Source organism: Duffyella sp. Ts4 (genome assembly GCF_051851875.1).
Classification (GTDB): domain Bacteria; phylum Pseudomonadota; class Gammaproteobacteria; order Enterobacterales; family Enterobacteriaceae; genus Duffyella; species Duffyella gerundensis.
The window spans coordinates 112,633-124,772 of sequence record NZ_JBLYPN010000001.1; the positions used below are offsets into that span (position 1 = coordinate 112,633).

A 12,140-nucleotide genomic window follows, 5' to 3' on the forward strand; every position below is an offset into this window, starting at 1 on the left:
GAGGTTTCTGTGAAAAAGTTTACCTTACCTGCACGGCATCACTCGCCAGAACGCCTCTGGCAGGTTGCCGGGCTGAACAGCGCTGACGGCGTGATGCTAATGGGGCAGATCGATCGCGGGCTGGAAGGCGCGGTGGCCACCCGTATTATTTCGTGGGCGCTGATGACCCAAGCCGATTTGCGTCACGTGACCGGCATTCCTGCCACCACCTTTAACCGCGGCATGAAAGATCGCTTTACCGCCGAGCAGAGCGAGCGCCTGGTGCGCTTTATTCGCGTGATGGATCGCGCCGTTGAGCTGTTTGAAGGCGATAAACACAAGGCGCAGCAGTGGCTGAATGAGCCAGCAAGGGCGCTTGATAACAAAAAGCCTGCCGACCTGGTTTCATCGGAAACCGGCGCCTATGAGGTACTGAAGCTGATTACCCGGCTTGAGCACGGTGTCTATTCGTGAAGTTGTACCGCCTGACCAAAACGCGCTATCTGAGTTCTGCCTGGAGCGGTTACGGTGCCAGGGAAGGCGGCGGGCGATGGAATAACGTGGGCGTGTCGATGGTCTATGCGTCGGAAACCGCATCGCTGACCATGCTGGAAATCCTGGTGCATTTACAAAGTGCCGCCACGCTGGATGCCTATACCTTGCTTTGTGTTGAGGTGCCCGGTGAGCTGATTCAGTGGATTGATGTGACGCAGTTACCGGAAAACTGGCGGGCGGCCGAAGCCCCGGCGGCGCTGCGTGAGATTGGTGATGCCTGGATCAGTAGCGGCGAGTCGGTGGCGCTGCGCATACCCAGCGCACTGTCGCCGGTGGAACATAACTTTTTGCTTAATCCGGATCATCCCGCCTTTATGGAGCTGGTCAGCCGCGCCAGCCATATTCCGTTTATGTTTGATTCACGCTTTGGTACGGCGCATTCCTGATGGTTCGCGTCAGCCAGACAGCCTGCGGCACACTTGCCACAGGCTGAGAGGGTTAGCGGGAAGTGTGCGCGCGAACCAGCTTCACGCTTCTCTCCCTGTGGCTTTTACGGTGCAGCACCAGGCTGGTGGCAATAATCAGCAGCGTCAGGCCGCCGGTCGCCAGCAGTTCAACCCGATGCTGGGCATTGAACAGCATCACGACCAGAACGGTGACAATAAACAGCATGGTCAGCCAGGTCAGGCCGGGAAACAGCCACATACGGTAGGTCAGCACGTCGCCCGCCTTTTCCCGTTTTTTGCGTAACACCAGATGCGAAGCGGCGATTACCAGGTAAACCAGCAGCGCGATAGCGCCTGAGCTGGCCAGCAGAAACTCAAACACCACGCTGGGCGCCAGATAGTTGGCTATCACCGCGATAAAGGCGGCGGCGGTGGAGAGTAGCACCGCCACCCACGGCGTGCCGCTACGATTGGTGCGCGAAGCGGCGGCAGGCGCATCCTTGCGGCGCGACAGCGAGTAGAGCATGCGCGATGAGGTATAGAGCGCCGAGTTGAGACAGCTGCACACCGCCATCAAGACCACCGCATCAACAATCAGTTTCGCATGCGGAATGCCCATCGCCTGCAGCACGGTCTGATAGGAACCCTGTTGCACCAGTCCGGGCGAATTCCACGGCACCAGCGCCACCACGAAGAAAATCGACAACAGGTAGAACAGGGCGATACGCCAGATCACCGAGTTAGTTGCCTGGGTGATCTGCTTGCCCGGATTCTTCGATTCAGCGGCGGCGATGGTGACAATTTCGGTCCCCATAAATGAGAACATGGTGGTCAGGATGGCGGCCATCACCGCGCCCAGCCCGTTGGGCATAAAGCCGTGCGTATCATACAGGTGTGCCAGCCCGCTGGTGGTGCTGTTCGGCATAAACCCAAACACCGCAATACCGGCCGCACACAGGAAGGCGATAATCGCCACTATTTTGATCAGCGCAAACCAGAATTCAAACTCGCCATAATTTTTCACACTCAACAGATTGGTCACGGTAAGAATAAGTGTGATGGCGAAAGTGAACTGCCAGATGGCGACCTGCGGAAACCAGGCGTGCAAAATAGTGCCCGCGGCGTTGGCTTCCAGCGGGATCACCAGCACCCAAAACCACCAGTAAAGCCAGCCGATGGTAAAGCCTGCCCAGCGGCCCAGCGCCTTATCTGCATAGGTTGAGAAAGAGCCGGAATCGGGCGAGGCCACCGCCATTTCCGCCAGCATGCGCATAATCAACACCACCAGGGCACCGGCAGCAGCATAGGCGATCAGCACCGCCGGGCCCGCTTCAGAAATCGCGTGGCCGGAACCGACAAACAGGCCAGCGCCAATCACGCCAGCGATTGAGAGCATGCGCACGTGGCGCGGTTTCAGGCCTTGGGCCAGAACATCATCATTGGTCTGTATGGGTGTCATGGAAACGCCTCCAGAAAGACGCCCGGTCTCAGTTCACCGGGCGAATGGGGATCGGGCCCGCCGCAGCGAGCCCGGGCATCAGGCTGAAATCGTCTCTTGTTCCGCGCGCGTGGCGCAGCTCTCCAGCGTGGCGCTGAGAATCTCCAGCGCCTCAGCGAACTGCCCATCCGGGATGGTCAGCGGATAGAGGAAACGAATGACATTGCCTTTGGCACCACAGGTCAGCAGCAGCAGCCCGTTGGCCATTGCCATTTTTTGCACCGCCTGCGCGGTGCTGGCCCGATCGAATTCAACCGCCACCATCGAACCCAGGCCGCGTACGTCGGTAATCGCCGCATAACGCGCTTTCTGGCCCTGTAGAAAGGTGGTCAGCTGCTCGCCCAGTCCGGCCGCGCGCTCGCACAGCTGTTCTTCATCAATCACATCCAGTACCGCATGCGCCGCGGCGATAGCCAGCGGATTGCCGGCATAGGTGCCACCAAGCCCGCCGGGGCCAGGCGCGTCCATCACCTCGGCACGCCCGGCCACGGCGGAGAGCGGCATGCCGCCCGCCAGGCTTTTGGCCATGGTGATCAGATCGGCTTTGATCGGATAATGTTCCATGGCAAACAGCTTGCCGGTGCGGGCGAAACCGGTCTGGATCTCATCGGCGATGAGGAGAATGCCGTGACGGTCGGCCAGCGCACGCAGCGCAAGCAGAAACGCTTCTGGCACCACGTGAAAACCGCCTTCGCCCTGAACCGGCTCCAGCACAATTGCCGCCACGTCCTGCGCCGCAATATCCTGACTGAAAATGTCTTCAAGGCTGGCCAGCGCCGCTTCCACGCTGATGCCCTGAACCGCGCTCGGGTAGCGCGCATGAAACACCGAAGGTGGCATCGGGCCAAAATCACGCTTATAGGGGGCCACTTTGCCGGTCATCGCCAGGGTCATAAAGGTACGACCGTGAAAGGCGTTACCAAAGGTGATGATGCCGTGGCGGCGGGTCGCGGCACGGGCAATTTTCACGGCGTTTTCCACCGCTTCCGCGCCAGTGGTGAAGAAGGCGGTTTTCGCCGCGCCGGCAACGGGGACGCACTGATTAATGCGTTCGGCCAGCGCCACGTAGCTTTCATACGGGGAGATCTGAAAGGCAGTATGCGTAAATTTTGTTAATTGATCGGCAATGGCCTGTTCCACGCGTGGATGGCGATGGCCGGTGTTCAGCACGGCGATACCGCCGGCGAAATCGATCCAGCTGTTACCCTCGGCATCCCACAGGGTTGCGTTTTCTGCCCGCGCCACATACCAGTCGCACAGCGTGCCGGTACCGCGGGGTAAAGCCTGCGCTTTGCGCTGCTGCAACAGGGTCTGTTTCTCGCTCATTTAACCACCTCACCGTTATCCGTATTTACAATTCTCAACAAACACCTTATTTATGCGTGAGGCGAAGCGAGTTGCCAGAGCCAATTGTTGAGAGAAAGGAGGATCCAATTGCGGATGTTGTACGCGGATCATCTATTAGAGCGGTTGCAGTTTTTGCAGGAGGGGTCGTTACAGCAGCGTCTGCTGAACTGCATGCAGAGCGCAATAATTGACGGCATTTTTCCGCTCGGCGGGCGGCTGCCGCCAACGCGTGACATGGCGCGTGAGCTCGGGGTGTCGCGCAATACGGTATTACATGTTTATGAAAGTTTGATGGCACAGGGCTACGTCACCGCACGCACCGGCAGCGGCACCTGGATCGCCGAGACGCTGCCGGAAACCTGCCTGCACAGCCATGCCATTGAGGAGGCTCAGCCAGCGGCGGCGCAGCTGTCAGCCACCTTATCAAAACGCGGAGCGAGTCTGCTGGGCCATGCCACGGCATCGCCGTATCAGTGGGGCGCCTTTGTGCCCGGCGCGCCGGACGTCACGGAATTTCCTCACAAACTGTTCAGCCAGATTCAGGCGCGGCTGAATCGCGAGCCGGACGTGCACCGACTGGTCTACAGCAGCGGCGGCGGCTGCCCCGATCTGCGGCATGCGCTGGCGGCTTATTTGCGCGTAGCGCGATCGGTCAGAGCCGATGCCGATCAAATTTTGATCACCGAAGGGGTGCACCAGGCGGTGGATCTGGTTACTCGCGTGCTGTGCGATCAGGGCGACCGCGTCTGGATGGAAGAGCCAGGCTACTGGGGAACGCGTAATCTGCTACGCATGAATGGCCTCACTATCCGCGCCATGGCGGTGGATGAGCAGGGCATGGTACCGGAAGTTGGGCCGCCGCCGAAGATGATATTTGTGACACCGTCACACCAATATCCGCTGGGTGTGCATCTCAGTCTCGCACGACGTAAAGCGTTGTTAAGTCTGGCAAGAAAGCATAAAAGCTGGATTGTAGAGGACGACTACGACAGTGAATTTCGTTTCTCTGGCCAGCCTTATCCGTCGTTGCAGGGACTGGAGGCGGATGCCCCGGTGATCTACATGGGCACCTTCAGTAAAACGCTTTATCCGGCGCTACGTATCGGCTATATGGTCGTGCCAAAACAGCTGGCTGAGCCGCTGCGCATCGCCGCCGCCGAGCTCTATCGCGGCGGCCATCTGTTAATTCAGCGGGCACTGGCCGAGTTCATCCGTCAGGGCCATTATATGGAGCATATTCGTCGCATGCGGTTGCTTTATCGCCAGCGGCGGCAGTTTCTCTGTCGGCTGATTGAGCGCTATCTGGGGCCGGGATTTTTATCGCCGGTGAACCATGAAGCGGGCCTGCATCTGGTGGTGCATTTACCGGCCAATTGCGATGATGTGGCGATCGCCGCGCTGGCGCTGCGCCGTGGCGTAAAAGTGCGGCCGCTTTCGCAATATTATATGCATCAGCAGGAGGCGCGCGGTCTGCTGCTGGGCTACGCCTGCGTCAATGAGAAGCAGTGCCAGGATGCGTTTGGTACCCTGAAAGCCTGTTTGACTGAGTCGGGCATTGCGGTACAGCAGCAGGGATAACGCCGGACGGCGCGGTAAAAAGGAAAGAAAAGGGCGCGAGAATGGCGGGCGCTAAACAGGCTAATAAAGGCCATTTTGTCGTACCATGCACCGGGCTCCGTTGACGCCATCGATTTTTGCTCTGGCTTTGGCAGGAACGATTTATCACGTGAAAAAAGGCTGCCGTTTTCGATCGAAGCCCCAGCGAGGCGGAATGTGATAAGCGGGCACGGTTGACTGTTGGCGAGCGTGGTTCAACAATCTGACAACGCTGCGCCGCCCGCTGGAAATTGAAATGGGAGGTTTCAAAACCGCCGCCATTTTCTTTTCTGGAAAAATGGGCAGCGGCAGTCAATGAAACGCCATGTCATATCGATCGGGTTAAGCAGCAACGCTGAGCAAGAAAGCCATCGCAATACGTTCGGTGTCCTTACGTCGGTTTTAAACAGCGGGCGACGATCTGCAAAACATCTCGATATGCCAAAGCCGGGCTATTCGATAACGCAGCAGCGTGGCAGCGCAAGATTGAACGACAGGTGAAACAGTTGGCCAGACGTGAAGCTGAAGCGCGTTATACCATTCATATCGGCACCCATGGGCCGGAAGCAGATTGGCCACCATTGATGAGTAAATCGACCTGGCCAGTCATGGGTCAAAAACTCCGGATTTCACGTAGCGCCATCAAGGTGCGCATAATGTATATTATGTTAAATTAGCTATGCGATCGCGTAGCGACAACCGGCTGACCCCCTTTAACACGATGCTTCTCTGCCCTTGCCTCTTTTCTCACTGTGGTCGACGAATGCCAATCTTTTCCACGCTGCTGTGATTGCCTCTGTCAGCTAATGTCGATGCTCATCATCTCAATGATGCTTCACCCAACCTGGTGTTCTGCTGGCGCAACGCAACGCGGTGTTCATCTTGCGCATCCTTCTGTCAACTCTGTGGTTTTCTGATTTCGCGATCTTACAGCACCGTTATCAGCGCCGTTTGCACATGCGCCGTCGTCGTGTGAATCGTCTGCGCCATCCGTTCCCGTAGGCCGACGCATTTCATTGATGGTTTTCCATCATCGTCGCCTGTTTCTTCTGCCCGCTATCGTTTCTATAGTGAACCGACTTATTAGCCTGTCGCGGCGGCACATCACCGATCGCAGAATAAAAATACCCGGAGCATCACTATGTTTCCCTCCGCTTTACCGCGCCCGCGCCTGTTGTCACCTGCTGCTGTTCCAGGTTTGCGCTGGGGTATCATCGGCCCCGGCTGGATTGCCGATCGTTTTGCTGAGGCGCTGCGGCACCATACTCATCAGCAGCTGGTTGCCGTAGCCGGACGTAACGCTGAAAAGACTCAACGTTTTGCGGAAAAATGGGCCATTCCGCAGCGTTTTGACAGCGCCAGCGCGCTCCTGGAGATGAAACAGCTCGATATCGTCTACATTGCCACGCCGCATAACCACCACTTTCCCGACGGCCTGCAGGCGCTGCGCGCGGGCAAACACGTGCTGATTGAAAAGCCGCTGGCGCTAAACGCCCATGAAGGCATGGCGTTAAAACAGGAAGCGGAATCGCGCAAGCTGCTCTGTATGGAGGGCATGTGGTGCGATTTTACGCCAAAGTATGACGTTATCACCCAGCTGCTGCTAAACGGTGATTTGGGCGACGTTCATACGCTGTTGGCCGATCATGGCCAATATTTTCCTGCCGATCACCGTATTTTCAATGCCGATCTCGCCGGTGGTCCGCTACTGGATCTCGGCAGCTATCCGATTGCACTTAGCGTTAAGGTCGCGGGCGGCGTGCCGGAGCAGGTTTTTGCTCAGGGTCAGGCGGCACCACAGGGCGTCAATGGCCAGGCCTCAATGCTCTTTACCCATAGCAACGGCACGCATTCGGTGCTGAATACCACGCTGTTCAGCAACACGCCGGGTCGTGCGGTGATTGGCGGTAGCGAGGCGACATTGATGCTGGACGGCCCTTTCTACGCGCCGGGTAATTTTACCCTGAGCGCCAGCCAAAGCTCGCAAACGCTGGTGTGGCAGGATGCCGGTCAGCACTACGCCCAGCTGGCACATGAAATTGAGCACGCCGCCTGGTGCGTCGGCCAGGGAATCAGTGATTCGCCGGTACGGCCGTTATCGACCGCGCTGATGACATTGATTACCATGGATGAAGTGCGTCGCCAGTTGGGCATCGTGTTCAACGAAGAGCAGCCGCACTGATTGCATACCCGTCCGCCACAGCCTGGGTTGCGCCCTCGCCTGCGATCCGCACCGGATCCGGCGGGCATGACCGCAGGCTGCCGCGTCACCACGGGTTCGGCACAGGGAAATGGAGTAATACATGGCAGAAAAGTTGACCCTGGAAAGCCTGGCCAAACGGGCTGGCGTGGGCATCGCCACGGTCGATCGGGTGCTCAACGAGCGCGGCGGCGTGTCGCCCGATACCACACGCAAGGTATTGAAAGCCGCCCGCGAGCTGGGCATCAAACGCCTGCTGCCGGAGCCTTATAAACATCCGTGGCAGATTGAAGTCTTCCTCAGCAGCAATGACTCCTTCTTTTTTAAACAGCTGGCGCACCATTTTGCTGATATTGCCAGCGCGCTCGGCTATCAGCGCGTCACCCTGCACCGCACTTTTATTCCGGAATCACAGCCGGAGAAGCTGGCCCAGCGCATCATTGGCAGCAGCAAAATCCGCGACGGCCTGATGGTGTTTGCCCACGATTATCCGTTTATTCACGATGCGCTGCGCCACTGCCAGCAAACCGGCACGCCGGTGATCACACTGGCCACCGACTTGCCTGCGGCGGCGCGCCTGTGCCACGTTGGCGTCGATCAGTGCCAGGCGGGACGCACCGCCGGGCTACTGATGAGTAAAAGCGTTCATCAGCCCGGCGATATCATTATGGTCAGCGGACGCTTTGATTACCGCGCCCATCGCCAGCGTATCAGCGGCTTTCGGGACGTTGTCAGCCAGCGCGCGCCGCAGTCGCAGCTGCGCGAAGTGCTGGCGGGTATGGATCAACGCCACACTATCCGCGCCCTGCTCGACGATCTGCTGGCTGAATCGAGCCATGTCGTCGGCCTCTACAACACCGGCGTCGGCAACAGCGAGATCAAAGAGGTTCTGCTGCGTCATCAGCTGCTCGGCAAATGCGTCTGGATCACGCACGAACTCTATTCTGTTACCCGCCGCCTGCTGGAGCAGGATGCGGTCAGCTTTACCCTCGACCAAAATGCGCGTCAGCATGCCCGGCTGGCGATCGATATTCTGCTGCGCCATCTGGAGAGCGGTTTTCAGCCGGATGAGTATCAGGACGGCAACGTGGCGCTGAAAATTATCACCGCCGAAAATCTCGACTAGCGGTGCAGCTTTTCGCCCTGATCGCAAGGCGATCTGTTGGTTTTGCGACGGAGAAAACATTCCTCGCCAGTGAGTTTGACCGGCATCGCAAAATGAAATATTTAATCTGAATTTTAATTTTATGAAAATTTTGTTTGCTTATAATCCTGTGATGTTTCATTTACCGCCGTCGCCAACAAGCATCACAGGAGCCCAACATGAAAATCGCTTTTGACGTGGATGTCATCAAAGATTTAGGTATCACACGCATGGTCCATCAGGTGGCCGACTGGGGGTACAAATATATTGAGCAGTCGCCTCATCCGCAGATCAACCCGTTCTATAAGCACCCGAAAGCCAGCCGTGAGGTGATCACCGAATACAAAAACGCCCTGCGCGCCACCGGTGTGGAAGTCTCCTCTTTTATCGTGGTCTATCGCTGGTCCGGCCCGGATGAGATGCGTCGTCAAGCGGCGGTGACCAACTGGAAGCGCATGATTGAGATTGCGGTAGAAATGGGCGTACAGGTGATCAATACCGAGCTTTCCGGCACGCCAAACGAACCGGAAATCTGCGAAGAGATGTTTTATCGTTCGATGGAAGAGCTGCTGCCCATCGTTGAACGTGAAGGCATCCGCATCGAAATTCAGTCACATCCCTGGGATTTCTGCGAAGAGAACAATGAAACCGCCGATCTGGTAAAATCGTTCCGCAGCGAGAACGTGAAATATCTCTACAGCGTGCCGCACACCTTCTTTTACGACAAGGGCAAGGGCGATGTGAAAAGCATGCTGAACTATGCCGGAGAAGATCTTTCCCACGTGCTGATCGCCGACACCATGAACCACACCAAACATTGCCGCTACATCGTCAACCCGCCGGGCGTGGATGCGGTGGTGCATCAGCATGTTGGCGTCGGCGAAGGCGAAGTCGATTTTGATACGCTGTTTGCCACCCTGCGCGAGATGGATTTTGCCAACCGCCAGTTTAAGGTCGGGGGTGAAGCGATCATCGCCTCGTCGCTGTTTGGCTACCCGGAAAAGATGAAGTATCAGGCAGTGGAAACCCGTGAGCTGATCGAACGTCAGCTGCTGGGACGCTAATCCCTGAACCGCCCTGCGGGGCGGATTATGCTGCCTGGCGTTATGAGCGCCTTGATGTTAACGTCTTGTTGTTATTATTGTTAACGGAAAAATCATCCACGCGCTTTTTCCCTTTTGCGGCGGAATTCTTTTAACCTGTCCGTCGCTTCACGTTACACTAGCGCCACAATTTCTTTGCAGCGCCAGACCATGACCCTTTCCCGCTCGATAATGCAACGACTCACGGCCGCGATAGCAATCGTCGCCGTGCTGTTGCTGTTTGTCGCGCCGGTGATTTCAACCAGCCTTGCGCCGCAGATGATGATGGCGGACATGCCGGAAATGGCGATGGATCAGATGATGCCTTCCCATCACGGCGACGATCACGCGGCGGGCATGATGGACCATGCGGCCATGAACGACGCGGGCTTTGCCTGCGGCTATTGTGACCTGCTGATCCATGTGCCGCTGCTGCTCTGGCTGTTTATTCCTTTTATCTGGCTGGCGCTGCTGCTGTCACGCGCACCACCGCCCGCGCCCATCGCCGCGCCACTGCTGCGACCACGTCGGCAACTCTACCGTCCACGTGCCCCGCCGCGTCCTGCCCGCATCCTTTTAGCCTAACCGCAACGTCAGCGTGCACCTGCCGCCGCCGACCTGCGTCCTGTTTATTCTGTTAAGAGTAAAATGATGACTTCTACTGGATCCGTGCATGGCGCGCTGTTCACCCTGATTCGCCGCCTTCATTTTTACATTGGCCTGTTTGTCGCGCCGTTTATTTTTGTCGCCGCCCTGACCGGCACGCTCTATGTCCTGACACCACAAATTGAAAACGCGCTCTATGCCGATGCGCTGACCACCCAACCGCAAGGCAAAGCGCAGCCGCTGTCGGCGCAGATTGCTGCCGCGCGCGCCCATACCGGCGAGCGGGCAAAAATCTATGCGGTTCGTCCCGCTCCCGGCGCAACCGACACCACGCGCGTGCAGTTTACCCGTGCCGACTTGGGCGCATCGGAATCGCGCTCGGTGTTTATCGATCCCTACACGCTGGCGATTAAAGGCGATATGACGGTGTACGGCACCACCGGCGTGCTGCCGTTTCGTATGTGGCTCGATCAGCTGCATCGCGGTCTGCTGCTGGGCGACGTCGGTCGCCTGTACAGCGAACTGGCCGCGTCGTGGCTGTGGATCGCCGCGTTGGGCGGCCTGATATTGTGGCTCGGCACGCGTTCCCGTCGCGTGGTGAAAAAGTCGGGTGCCCGCCACTGGCACGTCACGCTGGGACTGGTGCTGGCGGCCGGCCTGCTGTTCTTCTCCGCCACCGGCCTGACCTGGTCGCAGTGGGCAGGCAGCAATGTCGACCGGATGCGCGCCGCGCTGAACTGGATGACGCCGCAGGTTAACACCGCGCTGGATGGACGTGCTCCCGACAGCGCACCCGATCCGCATGCCGATCATAACGGTTCTTCCAGCATGCCAGGCATGGATATGAGTATGCCGATGCCTGCGGCGCCAAAAGCGCCAGCGCAGCGCAATCGCGCTGACGCCGACTGGGATCGCGTGCTGAGCAGCGCGAAGGCGGCGGGTTTGCAGTCACCTCGTCTGGAGTTGCGTCAGCCAAAAAACAGCGCGTCGGCGTGGACGGTCACCGAAGTGGATCGCAGCTGGCCATCGCATGTTGACGCGGTCGCGGTAAATCCCGAGACCTTTAGCGTTATCGATCGTGTGCGCTTCGCCGATTTCCCGCTGGTGGCGAAACTGACCCGCTGGGGCGTTGATGCTCATATGGGCGTGCTGTTTGGCCTGCCGAACCAGCTGCTACTGGCGGCGTTTGGTCTCGGGCTGTGCACGATGATCGTGCTGGGCTATCGCATGTGGTGGCAGCGTCGCCCTAAACAGAGTGAAACCAGCCCGGCGCAGACGCTGGCCGAGGCCTGGCTGCCGCTGCCGGGCTACATCAAAGCGACCAGTTTGCTGATCGCCCTCGCGCTGGGCTACGCCTTGCCGGTGATGGGTGCCAGCCTGCTGCTGTTTGTGCTGTTCGATATTCTGCGCTGGCGCGACGATCATCGCGTGGTGGATGCGTCCGTGGTCTATCCCGATACGCCTATCGGCATTATGCGCGCCCGCTTTGCGGTGAAACGCAAAGAGATGCGTTATTTTCTGCGCTCGCTGGTGGTGCTGATATTGGTGGTGGGCACGGTGATCACCAATGCGGTAATTGGCGGAGTGGTCGATCAATACCAGATCCCGTTCAGTGACTGGACCATCACCATGTACATCATGCAGGGCCTGATGGTCGGCGTGTACAGCCTGGTGATCACCGGACTGTTATCGATTCCGCTATGGTATTTCTTCCTCGGCGAGAGCGATAAACAGGGCGAATAGCCGT

The 12,140-nt window shown here is 58.1% G+C and carries 10 protein-coding genes; 8 read left to right on the plus strand and 2 right to left on the minus strand.

Features of this window, described 5'->3' with window-relative positions; all coding sequences use genetic code 11:
- The first annotated feature begins 9 nt into the window (after positions 1–9).
- Together parS and ACJY2L_RS00510 are read left to right on the plus strand one after the other, a co-directional pair.
- The gene (parS, locus tag ACJY2L_RS00505; RefSeq protein WP_439212027.1) at positions 10–453 is read left to right on the plus strand and encodes a type II RES/Xre toxin-antitoxin system antitoxin; all 444 of its coding nucleotides are present in this window, start codon (positions 10–12) and stop codon (positions 451–453) included.
- Positions 450–920 (plus strand): RES family NAD+ phosphorylase, encoded by a 471-nt coding sequence (locus ACJY2L_RS00510; RefSeq protein WP_439212028.1) that lies wholly within the window; start codon positions 450–452, stop codon positions 918–920. Before parS ends, ACJY2L_RS00510 begins: the two co-directional genes overlap by 4 nt.
- 52 nt (positions 921–972) lie before the next feature.
- On the opposite strand, the gene gabP is transcribed toward ACJY2L_RS00510, so the two are convergent.
- Positions 973–2,379 (minus strand): GABA permease, encoded by a 1,407-nt coding sequence (gabP, locus tag ACJY2L_RS00515; RefSeq protein WP_187485939.1) that lies wholly within the window; start codon positions 2,377–2,379, stop codon positions 973–975.
- Between the two features lie 78 nt (positions 2,380–2,457).
- Entirely contained in the window at positions 2,458–3,744 is a 1,287-nt protein-coding gene (gabT, locus tag ACJY2L_RS00520) for a 4-aminobutyrate--2-oxoglutarate transaminase (RefSeq protein ID WP_439212029.1), read from the minus strand.
- A 108-nt stretch (positions 3,745–3,852) separates the two neighbouring features.
- On the opposite strand from gabT, the gene ACJY2L_RS00525 reads away from it, so the two are divergent.
- The 6 genes from ACJY2L_RS00525 to ACJY2L_RS00550 all read left to right on the plus strand — a co-directional run bounded on the left by ACJY2L_RS00525 (position 3,853) and on the right by ACJY2L_RS00550 (position 12,136).
- Complete coding sequence (locus ACJY2L_RS00525) at positions 3,853–5,343, plus strand: MocR-like pyridoxine biosynthesis transcription factor PdxR (RefSeq protein ID WP_439212030.1); 1,491 nt, start codon at positions 3,853–3,855, stop codon at positions 5,341–5,343.
- Positions 5,344–6,502: 1,159 nt separating this feature from the next.
- Complete coding sequence (locus tag ACJY2L_RS00530) at positions 6,503–7,543, plus strand: Gfo/Idh/MocA family protein (RefSeq protein WP_439212031.1); 1,041 nt, start codon at positions 6,503–6,505, stop codon at positions 7,541–7,543.
- Positions 7,544–7,664: 121 nt separating this feature from the next.
- Positions 7,665–8,687, plus strand: a complete 1,023-nt coding sequence (locus ACJY2L_RS00535; protein WP_439212032.1) for a LacI family DNA-binding transcriptional regulator — start codon at positions 7,665–7,667, stop codon at positions 8,685–8,687.
- Between the two features lie 197 nt (positions 8,688–8,884).
- Positions 8,885–9,769, plus strand: coding sequence for a sugar phosphate isomerase/epimerase family protein (locus ACJY2L_RS00540; protein WP_225701691.1), 885 nt, complete (start codon positions 8,885–8,887; stop codon positions 9,767–9,769).
- A 210-nt stretch (positions 9,770–9,979) separates the two neighbouring features.
- On the plus strand, positions 9,980–10,372 hold the full coding sequence (locus ACJY2L_RS00545; protein ID WP_231938701.1) for a DUF2946 domain-containing protein: 393 nt from the start codon (positions 9,980–9,982) through the stop codon (positions 10,370–10,372).
- Positions 10,373–10,435: 63 nt separating this feature from the next.
- Complete coding sequence (locus ACJY2L_RS00550; RefSeq protein WP_439212033.1) at positions 10,436–12,136, plus strand: DUF2534 family protein; 1,701 nt, start codon at positions 10,436–10,438, stop codon at positions 12,134–12,136.
- The last annotated feature ends 4 nt before the right edge of the window (positions 12,137–12,140 follow it).